The sequence below is a fragment of the Bacillus sp. D7-8 genome, assembly GCF_052055895.1.
Taxonomy (GTDB): Bacteria; Bacillota; Bacilli; order Bacillales; family Bacillaceae; genus Bacillus; species Bacillus velezensis.
This window is the reverse complement of the sequence record NZ_CP179922.1, coordinates 1,483,177-1,504,912: the sequence shown is the minus strand read 5'-3', so window position 1 is coordinate 1,504,912 and position 21,736 is coordinate 1,483,177. Positions and strand designations below refer to the sequence as shown.

20 protein-coding genes are annotated in these 21,736 nt (G+C 46.4%); 2 read left to right on the top strand and 18 right to left on the bottom strand.

Features of this window, described 5'->3' with window-relative positions:
- Positions 1–121: 121 nt before the first annotated feature.
- From murB to ACKTRM_RS07610, 13 genes are all read right to left on the bottom strand, one after another.
- Positions 122–1,033, bottom strand: a complete 912-nt coding sequence (gene murB, locus ACKTRM_RS07670) for a UDP-N-acetylmuramate dehydrogenase (RefSeq protein WP_007409709.1) — start codon at positions 1,031–1,033, stop codon at positions 122–124.
- A gap of 25 nt (positions 1,034–1,058) precedes the next feature.
- Positions 1,059–2,150 (bottom strand): undecaprenyldiphospho-muramoylpentapeptide beta-N-acetylglucosaminyltransferase, encoded by a 1,092-nt coding sequence (murG, locus tag ACKTRM_RS07665; protein WP_003154428.1) that lies wholly within the window; start codon positions 2,148–2,150, stop codon positions 1,059–1,061.
- A gap of 116 nt (positions 2,151–2,266) precedes the next feature.
- Complete coding sequence (gene spoVE, locus ACKTRM_RS07660; protein ID WP_003154430.1) at positions 2,267–3,367, bottom strand: stage V sporulation protein E; 1,101 nt, start codon at positions 3,365–3,367, stop codon at positions 2,267–2,269.
- Positions 3,368–3,425: 58 nt separating this feature from the next.
- Complete coding sequence (gene murD / locus ACKTRM_RS07655) at positions 3,426–4,781, bottom strand: UDP-N-acetylmuramoyl-L-alanine--D-glutamate ligase (RefSeq protein WP_012117504.1); 1,356 nt, start codon at positions 4,779–4,781, stop codon at positions 3,426–3,428.
- The gene (mraY, locus tag ACKTRM_RS07650) at positions 4,782–5,756 is read right to left on the bottom strand and encodes a phospho-N-acetylmuramoyl-pentapeptide-transferase (RefSeq protein ID WP_007409707.1); all 975 of its coding nucleotides are present in this window, start codon (positions 5,754–5,756) and stop codon (positions 4,782–4,784) included.
- A 107-nt stretch (positions 5,757–5,863) separates the two neighbouring features.
- Complete coding sequence (locus ACKTRM_RS07645; protein ID WP_012117503.1) at positions 5,864–7,336, bottom strand: UDP-N-acetylmuramoyl-L-alanyl-D-glutamate--2,6-diaminopimelate ligase; 1,473 nt, start codon at positions 7,334–7,336, stop codon at positions 5,864–5,866.
- A 195-nt stretch (positions 7,337–7,531) separates the two neighbouring features.
- Positions 7,532–9,451, bottom strand: a complete 1,920-nt coding sequence (locus ACKTRM_RS07640) for a stage V sporulation protein D (protein ID WP_003154438.1) — start codon at positions 9,449–9,451, stop codon at positions 7,532–7,534.
- A 113-nt stretch (positions 9,452–9,564) separates the two neighbouring features.
- A complete protein-coding gene (gene pbpB / locus ACKTRM_RS07635; RefSeq protein WP_012117501.1) occupies positions 9,565–11,709 on the bottom strand; it encodes a penicillin-binding protein 2B in 2,145 nt (714 codons plus the stop codon).
- Between the two features lie 6 nt (positions 11,710–11,715).
- Positions 11,716–12,069, bottom strand: a complete 354-nt coding sequence (gene ftsL, locus ACKTRM_RS07630; RefSeq protein WP_003154442.1) for a cell division protein FtsL — start codon at positions 12,067–12,069, stop codon at positions 11,716–11,718.
- Positions 12,070–12,108: 39 nt separating this feature from the next.
- Positions 12,109–13,044 carry a 16S rRNA (cytosine(1402)-N(4))-methyltransferase RsmH gene (gene rsmH, locus ACKTRM_RS07625; RefSeq protein WP_012117500.1) on the bottom strand — a complete coding sequence of 312 codons (936 nt, stop codon included), beginning with the start codon at positions 13,042–13,044 and terminating at the stop codon, positions 12,109–12,111.
- A gap of 69 nt (positions 13,045–13,113) precedes the next feature.
- The gene (gene mraZ / locus ACKTRM_RS07620; RefSeq protein ID WP_007409703.1) at positions 13,114–13,545 is read right to left on the bottom strand and encodes a division/cell wall cluster transcriptional repressor MraZ; all 432 of its coding nucleotides are present in this window, start codon (positions 13,543–13,545) and stop codon (positions 13,114–13,116) included.
- Positions 13,546–13,670: 125 nt separating this feature from the next.
- Positions 13,671–15,290 (bottom strand): bacillithiol biosynthesis cysteine-adding enzyme BshC, encoded by a 1,620-nt coding sequence (gene bshC / locus ACKTRM_RS07615; RefSeq protein WP_012117499.1) that lies wholly within the window; start codon positions 15,288–15,290, stop codon positions 13,671–13,673.
- An 86-nt stretch (positions 15,291–15,376) separates the two neighbouring features.
- Positions 15,377–16,258: a 2-dehydropantoate 2-reductase gene (locus ACKTRM_RS07610; protein ID WP_012117498.1), complete on the bottom strand. Its 882-nt coding sequence runs from the start codon at positions 16,256–16,258 to the stop codon at positions 15,377–15,379.
- A 162-nt stretch (positions 16,259–16,420) separates the two neighbouring features.
- On the opposite strand from ACKTRM_RS07610, the gene ACKTRM_RS07605 reads away from it, so the two are divergent.
- Positions 16,421–16,903 (top strand): N-acetyltransferase, encoded by a 483-nt coding sequence (locus ACKTRM_RS07605; protein ID WP_012117497.1) that lies wholly within the window; start codon positions 16,421–16,423, stop codon positions 16,901–16,903.
- Between the two features lie 39 nt (positions 16,904–16,942).
- Here ACKTRM_RS07605 and gerR read toward each other — a convergent pair whose 3' ends face one another.
- The 3 genes from gerR to ACKTRM_RS07590 form a co-directional block, all read right to left on the bottom strand.
- On the bottom strand, positions 16,943–17,518 hold the full coding sequence (gene gerR, locus ACKTRM_RS07600) for a sporulation-specific transcriptional regulator GerR (protein WP_012117496.1): 576 nt from the start codon (positions 17,516–17,518) through the stop codon (positions 16,943–16,945).
- A 158-nt stretch (positions 17,519–17,676) separates the two neighbouring features.
- Positions 17,677–17,856, bottom strand: a complete 180-nt coding sequence (gene rpmF / locus ACKTRM_RS07595; RefSeq protein WP_003154457.1) for a 50S ribosomal protein L32 — start codon at positions 17,854–17,856, stop codon at positions 17,677–17,679.
- Positions 17,857–17,877: 21 nt separating this feature from the next.
- Positions 17,878–18,396: a YceD family protein gene (locus tag ACKTRM_RS07590; protein WP_012117495.1), complete on the bottom strand. Its 519-nt coding sequence runs from the start codon at positions 18,394–18,396 to the stop codon at positions 17,878–17,880.
- A 208-nt stretch (positions 18,397–18,604) separates the two neighbouring features.
- Here ACKTRM_RS07590 and ACKTRM_RS07585 point away from each other — a divergent pair, with 208 nt between their 5' ends.
- Positions 18,605–19,852 carry a nucleotidyltransferase gene (locus ACKTRM_RS07585; protein ID WP_012117494.1) on the top strand — a complete coding sequence of 416 codons (1,248 nt, stop codon included), beginning with the start codon at positions 18,605–18,607 and terminating at the stop codon, positions 19,850–19,852.
- A gap of 18 nt (positions 19,853–19,870) precedes the next feature.
- Here ACKTRM_RS07585 and ACKTRM_RS07580 read toward each other — a convergent pair whose 3' ends face one another.
- On the bottom strand, positions 19,871–20,893 hold the full coding sequence (locus ACKTRM_RS07580) for a SepM family pheromone-processing serine protease (protein WP_012117493.1): 1,023 nt from the start codon (positions 20,891–20,893) through the stop codon (positions 19,871–19,873).
- A 5-nt stretch (positions 20,894–20,898) separates the two neighbouring features.
- Positions 20,899–21,678: a patatin family protein gene (locus ACKTRM_RS07575; protein WP_007409696.1), complete on the bottom strand. Its 780-nt coding sequence runs from the start codon at positions 21,676–21,678 to the stop codon at positions 20,899–20,901.
- Between the last annotated feature and the right edge of the window lie 58 nt (positions 21,679–21,736).

The window sequence follows — 21,736 nt, the reverse complement described above, 5'->3', positions numbered from 1 at the left end:
CCACCTCACTAAGAATGAAACAGCTTGACATTCGTCTGATTGAAAAACAAACGGCATGCTGTGATGCCGTTTGACATTTGTTAAAAGTATATCACATGAGCTCACGTAATCAGAGAACCTTTTAACGATTCCCTCCGATGATTTCAACTTCTGTATGCATGTCAACATCATACTGCTCACGGATTGTCTTTTTCACATATTCAATCAGGTCGAGAACGTCCTTGGCAGTCGCTCCGCCGGCATTGACGATAAAATTCCCGTGCATTTCGGACACTTTTGCTCCGCCGATCTGATGTCCTTTTAATCCCGCTTTTTCAACGAGGTTTCCGGCATGATCCGGCAGCGGATTTCTGAATATGCTCCCGGCGCATGGGCTTGAATACGGCTGAGTGTTTTTTCTGTAATCTTTGTTCTGCTGCATTTGCGCCGTAATGGCTTCCCGTTCCTTTTGCTCAAGCTGAAGAACTGCCTCGAGACAGACACCGGGGCGTTTTTTCTGCAAAACAGACGTTCTGTAGCTGAAATCCATCTCTTCGTTTGTCAGCCATTCGATTGTGCCGTCTTCAAATAAGATACGGGCTTTCACAAGAATCTCACTCATATCAGATCCGTGCGCCCCGGCATTCATATAGACGGCTCCGCCGATTGATCCGGGAATGCCCGCTGCAAATTCGAGACCGGACATTCCTTTTTTACTCATGGAAGTCGCAAGCCGGACGACCGAATAGCCGCCTCCGACCGTCACCTGATCACCGTCAATCTCCAAATGATCCAGACCCGCTCCCAGCTTGATGACAACTCCTCTTATGCCTTCATCAAGCACGAGCAGATTTGAACCGCGGCCGATAACCGTCCATGGCAGATCATGTTTCTTCACAATATCCATAATATCTTTGACCGCTTCCACACGGTTGGGGATGATTAAAATGTCCGCCGGACCGCCGATTTTCATCGTTGTATGGTTCGCGAGCGGTTCTTGTTCCAGCACTTTGCCGACTTCGCGGTCTCTTAATTCCTGAATTACGTTCTCCATCATAAACCTCCGCATTCCATTTGCTCTATTTTTTTATGTCTTCCATGATACTGTACAGTCTGGCTGCCGCATCCGGAACACCGAGTGATTTTGTCCGCTCACTCATGTCTTTTAAGGTTTCTTCATTCATGACGATTTTGTCCAGCGCAGCGATCAGTTTTTCTCCGCTGAGCTCGGTTTCCTTCAGTACGATTGCAGCGTCATGCTGGCTGAGCGCCTTCGCATTGACTTCCTGGTGATTGGCTGTCACATACGGGCTCGGAATAAGCACGCTCGGAATGCCGAGAGCGGTGATCTCCGCAATCGTCGTCGCTCCGGCTCTGGCCACAATGACATCAATTGATTGTAAGTACTCCGGCATTTGGTGCAAAAACGGTTTTGTCACCATATTATCAGCGGCTTTTCCGCCTTTCAGCTCAGCCGTTACCTTCTCGTAATGTACTTCCCCGGTAATATAAAGCACTTGGTAAGGTCTCGTTTTCAATTCTTCCTGCATATCTATAACGGCACGGTTAATGGGAGCCGCGCCTCTGCTTCCGCCGAAAATGAGCACCGTTTTTTGATTGTCTTTCAGCCCGAACTCAGTTAATGAGCGGCCTGTCTTAATTGAGACGACTTCAGAGGCTCTCGGGTTTCCCGTAAACACAACTTTTTCAGCAGGAAAATGCGATTTTGCCTCTTCAAAGCAAATTGCTACCTTATTAACATATTTCGAGAGAAACTTATTTGTGATGCCGGGCAGGCTGTTTTGCTCATGAATGATCGTCGGAATTCCCATTTTTGCCGCCGCGTATACGACCGGACCGCATACATAGCCGCCTGTACCGATAACGGCATCTGGTTTAAACTCTTTTAAATATGATTTGCTTTTCTTCACGCCTTTTAAGAAGCGCATGACGGTTTTTACATTTTCAAAAGAAAGTTTTCGTTTGAAACCTGTAATTTCAATGGCGCGGAACGGAATATTTTCCCGTTCAACAATTTTTTTCTCAAGACCGTTCTCTGTTCCGATATACAAAAATTCCACATCCGGATGCCGGCGCTGAACTTCTTTAATAAAGGCCAGGGCCGGATAAATATGTCCTCCGGTTCCGCCTCCGCTTACTGCAATACGCATTCGTATGTCCCCCTTAATCACATAGCGATAACCCTGTTTTTTAGGACAGGGTTATTGATGTTGTCTGTTTTTTTATAGATAACGAATAAATCATGAGTGATGAGGCAAGATACAGATCAATACCTCGAGTACCGACTGACATTTAAAAGCACGCCGACCGCTGCGAGCATCAGCGTCAGTGATGAGCCTCCGTAGCTTAAAAACGGCAGCGTAATTCCTGTTACCGGGATCAGCCCCGTCACAACGCCGATATTAATCATGACTTGAATAGCTATCATAGAAATAATACCGATGGCGACAAAGCTTCCGTATAAATCCGGCGCGCCGAGGGCAATCCTGACGCCCCGCCATAATAAAATACTGAACAGCAGCAATATGAGCGAACCGCCGATAAAGCCGAGTTCCTCAGATAAAATAGCAAAAATGAAATCGGTTTGCGGCTCCGGCAGGTAAAAAAACTTTTGCCGGCTTTGGCCGAGCCCCATCCCGAACAGACCGCCCGGACCTACGGCATAGAGCGACTGAATGATCTGAAATCCGCTTCCAAGCGGATCCTCCCACGGGTTTAAGTAAGAGGTAATCCGTTTAATCCGATAAGGAGCGGACAGAACTAGCGCCGCAAATCCGCTTAAACCGATGAGTCCGAGGAACGCAAAATGAGCGATTCGCGCACCGGAAACAAAAATCATCACGATGCACGTGCCCACCATTACCGTCCCCGTTCCCAGGTCTGGCTGGCACATAATAATAATAAATGCAGAAAACACGATTCCGAGCGCGGGAACGAATCCGCGTCTGAATGACGTAATATTCTTCTGTTTTTCAGAAAGAAATTTAGCCAGAAACGCAATCATCGCGAGTTTCATAAACTCCGAAGGCTGAATGCTGAACGCTCCCACTCCGATCCAGCTTCTTGAACCGTTCCGCACCATTCCGACTCCCGGAATCAGCACAAGCACAAGCAGAAAAAAACAAATGATCAGAAGCAGCTTCGACCATGTACGCCATGTCCAATAATCCACATTCATAATGAAAAACATGGCAATGACGCCGATCCCCGCAAACAGCAGCTGCCGTTTCGCGAAGAAAAACGAGTCGTCAAATTTATAATCCGCCCATACCGCACTTGCACTGTAGACCATAATTAATCCTATTGTTAAAAGCAATAACGTAATGATAACTAATAACAAATCAGGCGCTGTTTTTTTAGTAGTCAAAGCAATCGACACCCCAAGCATAAGTCATTTAGGGCTGCCGATGAACAGAGACAAGCCCTTACTTAAGCATATGCACGGCATCTATAAACATGTCACCGCGTTCTTCAAATGTTTTGAACTGATCCCAGCTTGCACACGCGGGTGACAAGAGGATGACGTCTCCTTCATTTGAGAGCGCAAACGCCGCAGATACTGCTTGTTCAACATTATCGACACGTTTGACATGTTGTATTCCCAGCTCATTGCCCAGTTTTTCTATCTTCGGCGCTGTCTGTCCGAACGTCAGGACCGCTTTGACATTGTCCATATACGGTTTCAGGTCGTCAAAACCGTTGCCGCGGTCCAGTCCGCCTGCAAGCAGAATAACCGGTGCTTTGAACGCCGAGAGCGCTTTGCTTGTGGCCAGAATATTCGTCGCTTTGCTGTCATTATAAAATTTACGATTCTGGATCGCAGTTACATACTGCAGACGGTGTTTGACACCGGTAAAGCTTGTCAGCACCTTCTGAATCGCTTTATTAGACGCGCCCGCCGTTTTTGCCGCGGCTACAGCGGCTAAAATATTTTCTAAATTGTGCGCGCCCGGCAGTACGATGTCATCAACAGGCAGAATCGCTTCATCGCCGAACATCAGCATTCCGTCTTTAATGAATGCGCCGCTTGACAGTTCCTGGTGAACTGAAAACGGAACGGTGCCGGCTTTTCCGCTTTCGGCAAGCCGCACGACTGTTTCATCGCTCTGATTCACGATGGCCGTATCACTCTCAAGCTGATGAAGATACACGTTCTGCTTGGCTTTTTCATAATTTTCACGGCTGTGATGGTAATCCAAATGAGCGTCGAACACATTTAAAATCAGGCCGATTTCAGGTCTGAACGCATGAGTCCCCATCAGCTGGAACGAAGAAAGCTCTGTGACGATCCATTCATCACCGTCAGCATGATAAGCCACTTCACTGGCGACAGTGCCGATATTCCCTGCGATCAGCGTCTTTATCGAATCAGCTTTCAGCATTTCATAAATTAGGGTCGTCGTTGTTGTTTTCCCGTTTGAACCTGTAATGCCGATGAATTTTGCATTGGTGATATAATACGCAAGCTCGATTTCCGTCCAGACCGGGATGCCTCTTCTTTGCGCTTCCTCCACCATGATATTTTCATACGGGATTCCGGGATTTTTGATCAGAATGGTAATGTGATGCTGATCAAAAAGTGACGTCGGATGCTCACCGCAGATGACTTCAATTCCTCTTTCTGCAAGCCTTTGGGCAGGTTCGTTCTCTTCAAAGGCTTTTTGATCATTCACGACGACGTTAATGCCTTTTTCATGAAGAATCGACGCAGCCGCATATCCGCTTTTCGCCAGTCCGAGGACCAGAAAGTTTTGTTTTTGCAAAAAAAGTTCGTTTTCCACTTATAACCACACCTCGATGTAAATTCCTAAAACGGCAAGCAGCAGTCCCGCAGTCCAGAATGTGACGACAACTCTCCATTCAGACCATCCGACCAATTCGTAATGGTGGTGAAGCGGACTCATCTTAAAGATTCGTTTTCCTGTCGTTTTAAAGCTGATGACTTGTAAGATAACAGATAAGGTCTCAATAACAAATACTCCGCCGATAATGACGAGCAGAATTTCAAGCTTCGTCAAAATGGCAACGGTCACGATCGCTCCTCCGAGCGCAAGCGAACCGGTATCCCCCATAAATACCTTGGCGGGATGGGCGTTGAATACAAGAAAACCGAGAACGGCGCCGACAACGGCAACCGAGAAAATCGCAACGTCATATTGTGACTGGTTCCACGCAAGGATGGCGAAAGCGCCGAATGCGATAGCCGCGGTACCGGACAAGAGACCGTCCAGACCGTCTGTCAGGTTGACGGCATTTGAACCTCCGACAAGCATAAAGAGAACGAGGATAAAGTATCCCCAGCCGAGATCGATTGACAGATGTGTGCCCGGCACCCTGATGCCGGTTGAAAAATGGCAATAATGATATACTCCGTAAAATACAATGGCAATAATGATCTGGCCGATCAATTTCTGCTTCGACGTCAATCCGAGATTCCGTTTCATTACTACTTTAATATAGTCATCCAGAAAGCCGAGCAGGCCGTATCCGATCGTGACAAACAGCAGAAGAAACATTTCCGCGCTCAGATGCGAAAATTTCTGCGTCATGACAATCGCCGTAATGGCGATGGATACGATAATCATGACCCCGCCCATCGTCGGCGTCCCTGATTTTTTCATATGTGATTTCGGCCCCTCTTCCCTGATACTTTGGCCGAATTTTAAACGTCTTAAAAACGGGATAAGAATCGGAGATATCAGAACACTGATTAAAAATCCCATTATTATTGTAAATAAAATCACTTGCTCAAGCATTGCTCTTTTCTCCTCCCGTTTCGTTCAAACGACATACGTATTTATCATATTCACATTGTGTCCCCGTAATTCTTTTCATTTCCCTCATTCTAACACTCTTTCCTGTTTTACTTTTTATTCAGCTCAACAATAGCTCTTCCCGCTACTTCGGCGTCATCAAAGTCGAATGTTTCATTGCCGATTTGCTGATAGGTTTCATGCCCTTTCCCGGCAATCAGAACCACATCTCCCTTTTTCGCGTTGGCAATGGCAAAAAAGATAGCCTGCTCGCGATTTGCGATACTGTGATAGTAAGTGCCTTCTACCCCTCTTTCCATATCTCTTAATATGGCCAGCGGGTCCTCGCTTCTCGGGTTATCTGAAGTGAAAATCGGTTCGTCGGCAATCCGCACCGCAATTTCCGCCATTTTCGGGCGTTTCGTTTTGTCCCGGTCACCGCCGCAGCCGACGACGACGAAAAGCTTGCCCTCTGTCATGTCTTTGCATGTATTCAGGACGTTTTCCAGACTGTCAGGCGTGTGCGCGTAATCGACAACCACAGGAAACGGCTGATTATGATTCACCAGTTCAAACCGGCCTCTGACACCTTGCAGCTCTTCAAGAGCGCTTGTGATCGTATCAAACGGCAGACCCGCTGCGATCCCTGTCGCCGCTGCAGCCAGTACGTTATACACGTTGAAGCGGCCGACGAGTGAAACTGTGATCTGCTTTGTTCCTTTTGGCGTAACAAGTTCAAAGCTTGTGCCTTGCGCAGAGATCTCGATTTGTTTCGCCATGACATCGGCATCATTCTCGATTCCGTATGTAAGGATGTGCGCCGCCGTCACTTTTTCAAAATAAGCACTGGCTTTGTCATCTGCGTTTAAAACGGCCCGCTTCGGCTTTTCGTGATTAAAGGAGCCGCCCAGCTGGGAAAACAGGAGGCTTTTAGCCTGTCTGTAGTCTTCCATCGTCTTGTGATAATCTAAATGGTCCTGCGTCAGGTTCGTGAATACGGCGATATCATAATCGCAGCCGTGAACCCTGCCGAGTGACAGAGCGTGAGAAGACACTTCCATAATAGCTGTGTCAACATGCTCATCATTCATTTTCTTGAACGTTTTTTGCAGTGTGACGCTTTCGGGCGTTGTATTTTTGACCGGGAATGTCTCATCCCCGATTTTAATGTACATCGTTCCGATTAAACCGGTCTGTCTTCCCGCTTTTTTGAAAATCTCATCAACCATGTGCGTCGTTGATGTTTTGCCGTTTGTGCCGGTGATGCCGATAAGCTGAAGCTGCTTTGTCGGCTGCCCGTAAAACGCGTCAGAAAGAACGCTGAGCGCCCGCTGTGACCGGCGGACAATAATGACAGGAACATCGACGTCAAGCTCTTTCTCGGCAACGATGGCCGCTGCGCCGTTTTCTGCGGCTTTTTGGGCAAAATCATGTCCGTCTACCGTATACCCTTTTATACACACAAAAAGACTCCCTTTTCTCACTTCCCTGGAGTCCATCTCAATTGAAGTTATGTCAGGGTCATGAAAGTCATTTTGAACAGGTTCGGCCATTAAATATGTAAGCAGCTTTGTAAGTTTCATTGTATCAAACCTCTCAGAAATTCTATTCATTCTTTTATCATGATAACCGTTTATAAAAGTCAGAATGGCTTTTAAACATACAGTTCATATTTTAGCGTAAATAAAAGGATACATCCAGTTAATCTTAAAAGTTATCTTCTTTTTTTCTCTTTATGATAAGAGGCAGCCGAAAACAATCGGCTGCCTCAAAAAGACTCATTCTTCACTCAAGTAAACACGGATCTTTGAGCCTTCTTTTACTTTCGTTCCGGCTGCAGGTGATTGTTTCACAATTTTGCTTCCTTTTCCTGAGGAGTCAATATTCAAATTGACAAGCAGCGACTCAAGATCAGAGACAGACATCCCTACAACATTCGGAACCTCTATTGTTTTTGTGTCGTTCCATTGATATTTTTTCTCGATTTGATTTTTTCGCGGTTTCACGCCGAGCTCAGGCAGACTGTCTCTCATCATATTTCCGACAATCGGCGCGGCGACGGTTCCCCCGAATTGAATCGTGCCTTTCGGATTATCAACCGCGACATACACGACAAGGCTCGGGTCATCGGCCGGCGCAAAACCGATAAAAGAGACGATATGGTTGTTTTCGAGATATTTGCCGTCTTTGACCTTTTGTGCGGTACCTGTTTTTCCGCCGACGCGATATCCTTCCACAAAGGCATTCCGCCCCGTTCCCTGAGCGACGACGCTTTCTAAAGCATATCTGATCTGCTTTGACGTTTCCTGGGAAATAACTTGCCTTTTCGCAATCGGCGATTGTTTCTTAACGGTTTTTTTCGTAACGGGATCAACCCACTCTTTGGCGATAAACGGAGTATAAAGCGTTCCGCCGTTTATTGCTGCGGAAACGGCTGCCACCTGCTGAATCGGCGTGACGGAAACCCCTTGTCCGAAAGCGGTTGTCGCCTGTTCGACCGGGCCGACTCTGTCAAGCGGGAATAAGATCCCCGTTCCTTCCCCTTGCAGATCAATGCCTGTTTTCTTTCCAAAGCCGAAGTCCTTAATATATTGAAACAGCTTTTGTTTTCCGAGCCGTTCCCCGAGCTGTACAAACCCGGGGTTGCAGGAATTTTGAACAACTTCAAGATAAGATTGCGAACCGTGGCCGCCCTTTTTCCAGCATCGGAGGCGGGCGCCGTCGACCTCGGCAAATCCTTTGTCATAAAAGTGGTCTCTTTGCAAGTTTACTTTTTGCTCTTGAAGAGCCGCCGCAAGCGTAATAATCTTAAAGGTCGAACCCGGTTCATATGTGCTCCATACCGGCAGGTTCCGGTTGTAAACGGACGGATCCACCGATTGATAGTCAGCCGGATCAAAATCAGGACGGCTTGACATGCCGAGCACTTCCCCGTTTTTCGGATTCATTGCGACCGCAATCATTCCGTCCGGGTTATATTTCGCCGCTGCATTGTCGAGCTCTCTTTCTATAATCGTCTGAACCTTGGCGTCAATCGTCAGTTTCATATCAAGTCCGTCTTTCGGAGGGGTGTAATCATCCGCTTCATCAGGCATTTTCTTCCCCTTGGCATCCGTATAAAATTTCACAGATCCCTTTACACCTTTTAAGTCATCATCATAATAAGCCTCCAAACCGAGAAGACCCTGGTTATCAATACCGGCAAAACCGAGAACATGGGACAAAAAGCTTCCGTACGGATAATGGCGGATGCTGTCTTCAGCCACATACACCCCTTTTAAGTCGAGCGCTTTGATTTCTTTCGCTTTTTTATTGGAAATTTTCCGCCCCTCGGGTGAGATTTTTTCTATGGAGGTTTTCTTAGTAATGTGTTTGTAGACCTTCTCTTCCGACATATTTAAAACTGACGCGAGAAGTTTGCCCGTTTTTATGGGATTTTGGATCTGGCGCGGTACGACAAAGACGGTCGGCGCGCTTTTATTAGTTGCCAGCTTCACGCCGTTTCGGTCAAGGATCTCTCCCCGCTCAGGCTCAAACGGCAAATTCCGGCTCCAGGAATCCTTAGCCAGTGAAGTCAGCTTTTCTCCCATCACAAATTGGACATAGCCTAATCTGCTGTCAATGATCAAAAAAATGATTACGCCAAAAAGCAAAACCAGTAATAAACGTTTTCGAACCGTTACATTTGAAACGCGCAAGGGACCGTCCACTCCTTATTTAGGCTTGTTTCAATTTATGCCTCAGCTTGGACACATAGAACGACGGCGCATAAAAAAGAAGCCCGCGGGCATCCGCGGACTTCTCTGTCCCGTTAATCAGGATTTTTAAATTTCACCTTGATCACGGTATTTTCTTTCAGTTCTTTGCCTTTTTTCACACTTTGGCTTGAAGCGTAACCTTCACCGCTCACATCGATGTGAATGCCTGATACTTTGCTGAATTGAAGCACTTCCCGTCTCGACCATCCGGACATATCCGGCATCGTCATCTTTCCGTCTGTTTTTAAGAAGATTTTCTGATTGGTGATCACATCTTCTCCGGCTGTCGGATACTGCTCTTTTACGGCAACATCGCTGCCGATGACAATCGGTGTGAGATGTTCATTTTTCGCTTCCTTCTCAGCGCTCTTGACCGTCTTATCTGTCAGGTCAGGCATCTTTTGGCTTTTCGTTTCTTCCTGACCGGAATCTGTTTTTTCCGTCGGTTCGATATTCATGTAGTGGAGGCTGTTTTTCATCGTCGGGTTAAAGATTTCCGCGACAGGATCAGAGCTGCTTTGCCCCGCTTTTAATTGCGGCTGCTGCACGGCTACATAGATGACGAGCTTAGGATCATTTTTCGGCGCCATGCCCATGAATGAAAACACATAGTTGCTCGTTCCTCTTAAATATCCGCCCGTCCCGGCAATTTGCGCGGTTCCCGTTTTACCCGCGACGTCAAATCCTTCAATTTTATAAGGTTTTCCCGTTCCGATGTCTGACGTCACGACTTCTCCGAGCAGGTTCCGGACTTTTTTCGCCGTATCGGCTGAAATCGGCGTGCCTACTTGCTCTGGTTTTGTCTGCTTGACGACTTTTTTCGTATCGGGATCGACAATATGATCAATGACGTAAGGTTTCATCATTTTGCCGTTATTGGCAATCGCCGTGACGGCCTGAAGCTGCTGGATCGGCGTTATCGCCGATGCTTGGCCGTAAGCCGTAGACGCTTTGTCAAAATCATATTTGTAGTTAATTTTACTTGATACTTCACCGGGCAGATCAACCCCTGTTTTTTGATAGAGCCCGAATTTGTGCAGGTACTCATTAAACCGGTCAAACCCCAGTTTTTCGTTGGCCAGTTTGGCAAAAGCAACATTGGATGACCTCATAAGGCCGTCATGGAAGCTTGTCATGCCCCAGCCGGCGCCATCGTTCCAATCTTTAACAGGTCCGCCTCCCACTTTATATGTTCCTGATTTATATTTCTCGTTTGCGGAAAACACATTTTCCTGAATCGCCGCAGCAAGCGTAAAGATCTTCATCGTTGAACCCGGTTCATATGCGTACGACACTAAGTCGTTGTAATAATTGGTGACGTTTCTGATATTCGGGTCAAAACTCGGACGTTGCCCCATCGCAAGCACTTTGCCTGTTTTCGGTTCTACGACAGCCGCCATAATTTTTTTCGGTTTATATTTTTCCGCTACTTTCGTCATGCTGTCTTCTAAAAAGGTTTGAATTTTCTGATCAATGGTTAAATATACATTGTCACCGTTTTTAGGTGCGGTGATTTTTTCTTTGCTGTTCGGAAGTTTCCAGCCGGATTTATCACTTTCGTAAGTGACGGATCCGTCGCGTTCCGTCAGATAGTTGTTCAGTATTTTTTCAAGCCCTAAAGAGCCTTGTATCTCGTTTGTTTTTTCATTCACATCGGCATAGCCGAGAACATTTGACAAAAATACACCGTTCGGATAGTAGCGCTTCGTATCTCTTAAGAAAGAAATACCCGGAAGATTCATTTTTTCGATCTTTTGTTTTTTCGCATAAGAGATATCGCGGCCGGCTGAACCGAATTCCACCTGCTTCGCGCCATCCCTGTTTAAGATGTCCAGAATCTCGCTTTTATCAAGATTGATAACGGTCGCCAGTTTTTCCGCCGTTTTCTCTTTGTCTTTGACATGCTGAGGATGCTTCGGATCACTCGTCATTTTTTTATCAAGCACGGCAATGAGTTTATATGTCGCCGTGTCCTCTGCAAGCACTTTGCCGTTCCGGTCAAGAATAGAGCCGCGGCTCGCTTCTATCGTCCGCTTTTTTTCGTGCTGCTCGGTCGCTTTTGTTGCAAGTTCTACACCGTTTGCTTTACCGGTTAATTGAATGTACGCCATTCTCCCGAGAATGACAAAGAAAAAGAGAGCGAAACAAATACTGAGTATCGCTGCTCCTCTGTTCATAAACTTATTTTTTTTCGGCATGGGTTATCATTCCTGTATGTTTTTCACTTTTTTATCTTTCAGATTCAAACCGTGCTTTTTAGCGATATCCATCAGGCGCTGCGGCTGGCTTAAGTCAGCAGCCGTCTTTTCGAGATCACCGATCTGCTTATTCTTCTCAGATACTTTCTCCTCCAGTTTTTGCACCTCAATATTGGATTGGTACGCCGCGTATGCCTTTGATACGATAAACATTGATGTGGAGAGAACGGCAATGGCAAACAGGACGAGCAGCACCTTTTCCCCGAGTGTAATGGAAGCCCTCTTTTTGACAATCACCTTTTTTTCGGGACTTATCACTGGCCGTTGTTGTTTTTCCTGCTGGTAAGCTAAGTTGCTCATAGGCTGATGACCTCCTTTAATGTTGTCATTTGCTGCCCGTTATTTTCGTTTCTCCGCAATGCGGAGCTTCGCTGACCGGGCGCGGTTATTTTCTTCAAGCTCCTCTTTTGATGCCGTAATGGGCTTTCTCGTAATCAGTTTTAATTCCGGTTCAAATTCTTCCGGTATCACGGGAAGACCCGGAGGCAGTTCGGGAAGTGATGATTTTTCCTTGAATGTCATCTTGCACATTCTGTCTTCCAGCGAGTGAAAAGTGATCACAGACACCCTTCCGCCCGGCTTCAGCACCTCTATCGCTTGCAAGAGGGCCTCTTCAAATACTTGAAGCTCGTCGTTTACGGCGATTCGAATGGCTTGGAATACACGTTTGGCCGGATGACCTCCGCTTCTTCTTGCCGGAGCCGGTATCGCGTCCTTTATTAGATCGACCAGTTGGCCGGTTGTTTGAATAGGCGATTTTTCTCTTGCCTCTTCAATTTTTCGGGCGATCTGCTTGCTGAATTTTTCTTCTCCGTATTTAAAGAAAATCCTCACAAGGTCCTCATACCGCCATTCATTTACGACTTCTTTCGCCGTAAGGGCGGCCGACTGGTCCATCCTCATGTCCAGCGGTGCGTCATGATGATAGCTGAATCCCCGTTCCGGTGTATCAAGCTGCGGAGAGGATACTCCTAAATCAAATAGAATTCCGTCGACACTCGTAATGCCGTGTTCATGTAAACACTCTTTTAAATAACGAAAGTTGCTTTTCACCAGAATAAGCTGTCCTTTGTATTCGGACAATGTTTTCTTTGCGTTTTCAAGTGCCGTGTCATCTTGGTCAAAGGCGATCAAGCGTCCTTTTTCCGATAATTGCTGCAATAAATATGTACTGTGCCCGGCGCCGCCAAGGGTGCAGTCCACATAGGTTCCGTCCGGTTTGATATTTAAACCGTCGACGGTTTCACGAAGAAGTACTGTCTTATGCTGAAACATTTGTGTCGGTCCCACCTTTATCAGGAATGAATTGAATTGTCAGTTGTTGTTGTGATGCACGAAGATCCATTATATATCAAATCCAATCATGTTTTCAGCAATTTCAGCGAATGAATCTTCTTGCTCTTCTGTGTATTGTTCCCATATTACCTTACTCCACAATTCAATTCGATTGGAAACCCCGATGACAACACATTCTTTTTCCAGTTTTGCGTAATTCAGAAGAGATGACGCAATATTAACCCTTCCCTGCTTGTCCAGTTCGCATTCGGTCGCACCGGAAAAAAAGAATCGGGTAAATGCGCGGGCGTCTTTTTTGGTGAGCGGCAGAGCCTTCAGCTTTTCTTCAATCAGCTTCCATTCATTCATCGGATAGCCGAAAAGGCATTGGTCCAGTCCTCTGGTCAGCACAAACTGCTCACCGAGGCCTTCTCTGAATTTTGCGGGTACGATCATGCGGCCCTTTGCATCAACAGTATGCCGGTATTCACCCATAAACATGATAAGGACCCCCACTTTCTCCCCTAAACTCACCACTATCCGCCACTTCTCTCCACAACCTCATTTTACACTGTTTACACATAAAAAAAAACCCTGAACTATTCAGGGTTCTTTAAAACTTTATTTCAAAGTTTGACAATCTGATGTTGGTTTTGAAAAGAAAATGGCAGATGTTTGAAGGTTGTGAAGAATTTTGGACCGTAGCGGTTCAGATAATACATCACATTCCAAATCCGTTCCTGCGGAGCGCCGAGCGGTCTGATGCTGTTTTGGATTCTTTCATAGTCACGCAGCACAAAACCTTCTTTTTCTTCAATTCTTTTCGTTACCGTCCGTTCTAAAAACAAGAGCTGATCTTGAATGAAGGCGGCATTCTTCTGTAAGAGCGGCTCAAGGCTTGAATCGACCTTCAGCGCTTCGTCCCTTGCGCGTTTATGGACGGCTTCAATCTGCGACTTCGCCTGTTCCATTACAGAAGAAAACTCTTCCGGAATCTGCTCTTCAAAATAAGTGTCTTTCAGGTGTCCGGTGCCATGTTCGATCGCTTCCTGAAGCGGGATATTCCGTTCTGAAAGCTTCTTTTCAATATGGCGCTCAAGAATCGTAATGTTCAGTCTCGGCACTACCGGCGTCATGCGAAAGCCCATTAATGAGAAAGCCCGCTTCAGCTCACCCCAATAATTGATTTCCCCCGGTCCCGCGATAAACGCCAGAGTCGGGATGAGAAACTCCTGCATAAGCGGCCTTGTCACAACGTTATTGCTGAAACATTCCGGTTTTTCTTCCATATGGGTATGAAGCTCGTCGTTCGTCCACTTCAGATCAAGCTCCTTAATGACAAAAACGCCGTTTTCTTTTTCAATTAAGAAACGCTCTCCCTCGTGTTCGTAAAACAGATTGGCCTGATCTTTGTCCGATTCAATAATCGGATGATAACCGGCTTCCCGCATAAGACGCTGCTGGTCTGACACGGCTTTGGCAAGTTCATGATTGTGTTTTAAAATCTGCTGAAACATACCCGTTTCCAGCTTTTTAATCCCCGGATCTCCCGAATTCATCAGAATAAGGCCTTCTTCTTGAAACAAGTCGGCGATCAACAGTTCAAAAAAGTCCGTGAATGTCTCTGATGAGCGTAAACATCGCTTCACGTTTTGAAGGAGTGTGTTTGTGTGATCCGTCTCCTCAAAAGCAGCGAACACTTCATCAATCCAAGCCGCGCATTTTTCCTGATCAAGCTCGGTTTTAGCCGCCGATGTTTTTTTCCAGTACGACTGCGGCAGTTTCTGTTTCACCGGACCTTTATTCTCTGTTGACGTATGCACAAAATTGATTTCTTCCAGATCGTGATCTTCACCCGCCACCCAGAAAATCGGAACGACAGGAATCTGCAACGCCTCTTCCTGCTGTCTGGCAAGTACGATAATGGAGATAATTTTATGTATGGTGTAAAGAGGCCCCGTTAAAAGACCGGCCTGCTGGCCGCCTACTACCGCTGCGCTTTTTGGATCTCTCAGTTTTTCGATGGAGGCCTGCATGGCGGCGGAGTGAAATTTTTCGTGATAGGAGGATAAATAATCCGCTAATTCTTCTCTGGCAAACGGCTGCGAAGACAGGTCATGAAGCCGCTTTTGCCATACGTCCTCTGAATGAATATCATAATCAAAAAATGAAGACATGTTTTCTCCATCTATATAGTGCTGCACAAACTTATTTTGACTTTTGATGGAAAGTTCAGTTAGCTGCATCTGTCTGGAACTTCCTTTCTCCAATAAATAGTTAGGTTTCCGAAATGAGTATAGCATGTTACCGGAAAACCTCAAAAGACTTTGTTTCAGTTTCTTTCTAACGCTTTTATGCTGCGGTGTAAAAACGGGAGATGAACGGCCGGCAATCCGCGGCTTTCCGCTTCTTTTACAAGGTAGCCGATAATCGCATCGGCCTCTGTCCGCCTGCCTGCCATGATATCGACGAGCATGGAAGAATGATTTTTTTCCGTCAGTCTGCAAACTTCGCAAACCTTGTTCCACGCTTTTTCTCTATCGGCGAGGCCAAGTATTGTCTCCGCTTCTTCAAACACGTTTCTCATATATTTTTTGTAAGCGTCATTTGTTACCAGCTCTCCGTTTTTCACGCGCAGCAATGCAGTTAACGGGTTAATGCATACATTTATGATCAGTTTTCCCGTTAACAGCCGATACCAGTCGTTCTCATCATATACGGGAAAATCCCGGTGCATGCCGGAAAAGATGCTTTTGAGCGTTTCCGGCCGGGAAGCGCTGAATACACTCCATCTTACGGCTCCCGCTCCCGTATGTTCAACGGCATGATCTGAAATCTTTTTTGCTCCGTGCTCAACAGTGCCGGCATAAAGCGAATGATCCGTATGCCAATCTTTAATGTCGTGTATGTGTCCCATGCCGTTTTGCAAAAACAGCACATTCGTCCCTTTTATCGTCTCAAGATCCCGCAACACAGCACTTAGCTGGTGCTGTTTAACGGCTGCGATTAAGAGGTCGAATCCGGAAGTGAGGCCGGTTTGCGCTCTGCATGCCGCCGTACATTCTATTCCGTCTTTCAAAAGCCGTATACCGCCTGAGTTAATCGCATCAGCCTGCTCCGTCCGCCGCGTAATGACCGTTACCTGATGGCGGGACGATAAGTAGTAAGCACATAAAAGGCCTACTGCTCCGCCGCCGATAATTCCGATTTTCACACTGTCACACCCTATATCTGCATTTTTCCATATTATCATAGCAGAAGCCGCCGCAAATTACTTCAATTTCGTTTTGAGCAAAAAGACTGGCAAGCATATTATAGTTGGAATTTTCAATTAAAGCGTTTACAATAATGGTAGAACACAACAAAGGGGGAGTTTGTGTTGAAAATAGAGCGACTGCTCATCAACTTTAAGACACTCGAAGAATTTAAAAGGTTTAAGGAATACGGGATGCAGGAGCTGTCGATGCTTGAAGATCTTCAGGATAATATCATTGAAAATGACAGCACCTCGCCTTTTTACGGGATTTACTTCGGGGATAAACTAGTGGCGAGAATGAGTTTATATCAGGTAAACGGAGGCACGAATCCGTATTTTGATCAGCGTCAGGACTTTTTGGAACTTTGGAAGCTTGAGGTTCTTCCGGGCTATCAAAACAACGGATACGGAAAAGCGCTTGTTGATTTTGCAAAATCCTTCAGAATGCCGATCAGGACAAATTCACGCATGAAATCAGCAGATTTCTGGGATAAGATGAATTTTGAGCCCGTTAAATATGATATGGCGCGTGATAAAGGAGAAAATCCTTATATCTGGCATCCCGATATGGACGGTGAAATGACATCCGGAGAAACGGCATAATAAAAAACCGGCGGGGCGCCGCCCCCAGGCCGGTTCATTTTACAGGCTCTGCGCCGATTTTCTGTCGTCTTCTTTTGAATTGAACATCCTTCTCGCTCTGTCCATAATGTCAATTAACGCTTTATAATCTTCTTCCGTCATCTCCAGCTTGTTTCTCAAGCTTTCATTTTCCTCACGCAGATCCTCGACTTCTTTTTGCAGCGCGGTCAGCTGTTCTGTGAGTTTTTCTTTTTCATGACGCATATCCGCTGCGGCTGGCGACTCTTTAAATTGCTGCAGAAACAAAATGACATCATCAATGGACAGCTCTTTTTCTCCTTCCGCCCTGCGGATCGGAGGCTGTTTGACGGTTCCCGGCAGATTGGCGGAATGCACCCCGATCTGCTTTCTTAATTCCTTCCGCTGTTTTTTCGCCAGTTCTATCCCTGACTGATATTGTTTTCTGACATAAGAATTCCATCTGAACCCGCAGGCGGCAGCCGTTCTCGTCAGCGCTCTGCCGACTTCTTCAAAAGCGGAAAGCTGGGTCCCGCCTTCCCGAATATGCCTGAGCACCACTTCGGCCAGCAGCAAATCTTCATCTTGCGTCCACGCGTCTTGTCTCGTTATCGTCAATCGTATCTCCCTCCATATTTGCTCATTTACCTCATACATATGCCGCTGATAGATTAGATAGACTACTGGGGCTCACAATTTTTTCGGCGGGAGCAGGCCGGAGGGGCAAAAAAAAAGAAAAGCGCAGGAACCGAGATTCCCGCGCTTTTCTTCATACATTAATTGCTTTTAACATTTATGTCTTTGCCGTTGTATGATCCGCATGCTTTACATACACGGTGAGACAATTTCATCTCTCCGCATGACGGGCATTCTGTCATACCAGGTACATTTAGTTTGAAATGTGTACGGCGCAATCTTTTTTTCATTTTAGAAGTTCTTCTAAAAGGTACAGCCATTATTCCCACCTCCTTAAAGAGTTAAGATTCATCATCTTGTGTTAAGAGCTTTTTCAGATCCGCAAGTCTGGGGTCGATTTGATTTTTCTTGTCTTCCTCAGAAATCACTTGCCAATCCTTCCCCACTTGGGGAGCGGCTCCTTCTTTTTGTTCAGTTTCACAAAAGACTTGCATAGGAATTTCTAAAAGAATCTCTTCTTTTATGATCGGAGTTAAGTCGACGGTATCGTCTTCAGCAAAATGAACGTCCTCATCTTCTATATCATCCGACTTATGAAATCTAAACAGTTCTTTTGTCGCGATTGTAAATGGATACGGCACATCAACTAAAGTTCTTGAGCACGGCAAAACCATTTCGCCTGAAATCGTAAAGTCAAACGAAACTTGCTTGGATTCAATCTCCGCGCGGCCCTTCACCCGGACGGGAGAAATGCGGCGGATGTCAGAATTCAATTTTGTCAGCTCATTTAACTCAACTGTTTCATCAAATTCAAAGCTCTTTTTCGCGATTTGATGAAGCTGATAAATCGTCCATTTCATTTGTATCACCTCAGGAAAGCAACAAACATGATTATAGCTTTTCAGAATGTTTTTGTCAATATTTTTTCTTTACAGCATAATGCCGCCGTCATGCAATCGTTGACAGCCGGATAGGCTATGCATACACTAAACGAAACGGACTAAAATATGCACTTCATTTGCAAATGTACCACACGAAGCAAAACATAGCAAGAAAGGCGGGACAAATATGAAAGCAGTCGGCCTGGTTGTTGAATATAATCCCTTTCATAACGGACACCGCTATCATGCGGAACAAGCAAAAATCAAAACGGACAGCAGCGTCGCGGCGGCGGTGATGAGCGGCCCTTTTTTGCAGCGCGGGGAACCGGCCGCCGTCTCAAAGTGGGCCCGGACAAAAATGGCGCTGGAAAACGGCGTGGATATCGTCATTGAGCTCCCTTATATATATGCCGTACAAAAAGCGGAATTATTCGCGCGCGGCAGCGTTTCGCTTCTTCATCATTTAGGATGCAGCAGCTTGTTTTTCGGCAGCGAAAACGGGCGGATCGAACCCTTTATTGAAGCGTCTGAAGCGTTCAGCCGAAAGGAAGATGACTGCAGCCTGATTCTGAAAGAGGAGCTGAAAAAGGGTCTCAGCTATCCGGCCGCCGCCTCAAAAGCTTTTTCACACATATTCAAAGGGCGGGACATGCTCGATTTGTCCAAGCCGAACAATATTCTCGGTTTTCACTACGTTAGAGCGATACACACCTCCGGTTCCGCTATGAAGCCTTATACGACAGCCAGAATCGCTTCCCAATACCATGACGCCGAGCTTCCCGGAGATAACAGCCGGATAGCCAGCGCAACAAGCATCCGGAAAGCGCTGATAGAAAAAGGAACGGCGGCCGCAAGGAGCTTTCTCCCGGAAGCGTCTGCGCGTGAGCTGGAGGCATACAGAAATTCATACGGCATATGGCACAGCACGGAAGACTATTTTTCATATGTAAAATACAGCCTCAGCACTCTTTCCGCTGAAGAATTGAGCCGAATCTATGAAGTGGAAGAAGGCCTTGAGCACAGAATTCTGCGCACCATCAGACAAGCCCGATCCTATCGCGAAATGATGGAACGATTGAAAACAAAACGATACACGTGGACGAGGCTGCAGCGGATGAACACGCACATTCTGACACGGACGAAAAAAGAAGACATGCATCGGCTCTTAAAGCCTTCAAGCGCTCCTTATATCCGTCTTCTCGGAATGACGAAAAAAGGACAGGCGTACCTGTCGGCAAAGAAAAAAGAGCTTACCGCACCTCTCGTCAGCAAGCTCTCTTCTTTCTCTCATCCCGCTCTGGATCTGGACATACTGGCGGGACGGGTTTACAGCCTGCCGATAAACGAACCTGAACGCACATTGTTTGAGAAACAGGAATTTTCACAAGCGCCGATCCGCTATGATGAAGACGAAAAGCGTTTTTTGAATGCGTAAAAAAAGCACCTGTCTGTATCAGGTGCTTTTTACTTTCAGCTGATCCAAATAGTCAAGTGCGTCCTGCATGGTGTCGACAGGGACGATTTTCATATCGGACTTGATTGCTTTCGCCGTTTTTACCGCATTTTTGTAATCAGAATTTTCAGCCCCGTTTTGATTCGGCGCAAAGAAAATATCTTTTCCCGCTTTGTCTGCGGCGACGACTTTCTGATCGATTCCGCCGATCGGTCCGACTTTGCCGTCCACGTCGATTGTCCCCGTTCCGGCTATATTATAGCCTTTTGTTTCGTCAGGTTTTGTCAGCTGGTTGTAAATTTCTAAAGACATCATGAGACCCGCAGAAGGCCCGCCGATGTTTTCAATGCTGAAATGAAGATCCGGCTTCACTTTCACGTTCCGGTCCGTATATAATGCGACACCGATTCCCGCTCTTTTCGGGTCGTCCGGGAATGATTTCAGCACAATGTCAACGGTCTTTTCTTTCGTGTCCCGTTCAATGTGAAACGTTACTTTTTCCCCTGCTTTTTTGCTGCTGATATAATCAATCAGCTTTTCAGCGGATTCGTATGTTTTCCCGTCCGCGCTGATGATTTTATCACCGACCTCTATTTTTCCTTTTGCCGGCATGTCAGAGACGACTGAGCTGGCATAAATTCCGTTAAATGAGTATTTCACCTGTTTCCCGGCTTTTTGATAAGCGGCAATGACCGCGTTTTCTTGGGAGCTTTTCATCATTTGCAGCTGGCGCTTCATATAATCCGAGTCCGATTCGCCCTCTTCTTTTATGCTTTCGTCAGGGACGATTTCATCATAAGGATGCACTTTCGCCCAAAGATATGTATACGGATTGGCAGGGCCTACTTTGACAGTCATCAAGGAAAGGCTTCCTTTTTCAGGATAGCCTCCGTCCACCTTAATCAGCGGTCTCAGCTCTGATGCTTCTCCCGGCTGTGTGATGTAATACGGAAGCTTAATAAATGTAACAGCGATTAATAAGATCAGGATGATAAACACCCAGCGAAAATGTTTTGCTTTCATATGAGTTAGCCCTCCCAGTTCTCTATTTCTTGTTTAATCCGGCCGATCATCCGGTCTGCGGCTTCTTCGCCCGCTGTGATCATATGATCAATGTTGGCAAAAGAACTTGAGCTGAATGATTCAAGAGAAGGGCGGATCATGACGTCTGCGGCAATGGTCTGGTGACGGACCAATTCATTTTGCAGTATATCCATACTTTGCATGATTACATCAAAAATATGTGCCGCCTTTTCCGTTTTTTTCACCCGGGATACGTCAGAGGCGATGACGATATCAGCACCCATATCTTTTACGGCGGAAACCGGGATTCTGTCGACCACCGCGCCGTCGACTAACATACGTCCGTTCATTTTTTGCGGGACGAAAACGCCCGGTATGCTGATGCTCGCGCGGACGGCTTCGGACACTGAACCTTTCGTAAAAACGAGTTTTTCGCCGGTCTGAAGGTCGCAGGCCACGATGCCGAGCGGGATCCGCAGTTCTTCTATCGGCTTGCCGTACGTATAGGCATGAACGAGCTGCCTGATGCGGTCTCCTTTTAAAAATCCGAGCTTCGGCATCGTATAATCCGCGTACAGCCGCCGCTTAAATGCTTTGGCGACTTTTTTCATCGTGGCCACGTCATGCCCGGCCGCATAAAAGCTTCCGACTAATGCTCCCATGCTGCTGCCGGCAATCATATCAATTGGAATCTGATGCTTATGTAAACTGGATAACACTCCGAGATGAGCGATGCCTCTTGCCCCTCCCGAACCTAACGCTAACCCGATTGTAGGTTTGGCCAACGCGACGAACCCCCTAATAGACATCCTATACATGAATTCTATGGTCTAAATTGAACCC

Bases quoted from the DNA above. Each gene is read 5' to 3' on its own strand.
- murB (WP_007409709.1), bottom strand. From the start codon at position 1,033: ATGGAGAACGTAATTCAGGAATTAAGAGACCGCGAAGTCGGCAAAGTG.
- murG (WP_003154428.1), bottom strand. From the start codon at position 2,150: ATGCGTATTGCAGTAAGCGGAGGCGGAACCGGAGGACATATTTATCCG.
- mraY (WP_007409707.1), bottom strand. From the start codon at position 5,756: ATGCTTGAGCAAGTGATTTTATTTACAATAATAATGGGATTTTTAATC.
- ACKTRM_RS07645 (WP_012117503.1), bottom strand. From the start codon at position 7,336: ATGAAACTTACAAAGCTGCTTACATATTTAATGGCCGAACCTGTTCAA.
- pbpB (WP_012117501.1), bottom strand. From the start codon at position 11,709: ATGCCGAAAAAAAATAAGTTTATGAACAGAGGAGCAGCGATACTCAGT.
- ftsL (WP_003154442.1), bottom strand. From the start codon at position 12,069: ATGAGCAACTTAGCTTACCAGCAGGAAAAACAACAACGGCCAGTGATA.
- rsmH (WP_012117500.1), bottom strand. From the start codon at position 13,044: ATGTTTCAGCATAAGACAGTACTTCTTCGTGAAACCGTCGACGGTTTA.
- mraZ (WP_007409703.1), bottom strand. From the start codon at position 13,545: ATGTTTATGGGTGAATACCGGCATACTGTTGATGCAAAGGGCCGCATG.
- bshC (WP_012117499.1), bottom strand. From the start codon at position 15,290: ATGCAGCTAACTGAACTTTCCATCAAAAGTCAAAATAAGTTTGTGCAG.
- rpmF (WP_003154457.1), bottom strand. From the start codon at position 17,856: ATGGCTGTACCTTTTAGAAGAACTTCTAAAATGAAAAAAAGATTGCGC.
- ACKTRM_RS07590 (WP_012117495.1), bottom strand. From the start codon at position 18,396: ATGAAATGGACGATTTATCAGCTTCATCAAATCGCGAAAAAGAGCTTT.
- ACKTRM_RS07585 (WP_012117494.1), top strand. From the start codon at position 18,605: ATGAAAGCAGTCGGCCTGGTTGTTGAATATAATCCCTTTCATAACGGA.
- ACKTRM_RS07580 (WP_012117493.1), bottom strand. From the start codon at position 20,893: ATGAAAGCAAAACATTTTCGCTGGGTGTTTATCATCCTGATCTTATTA.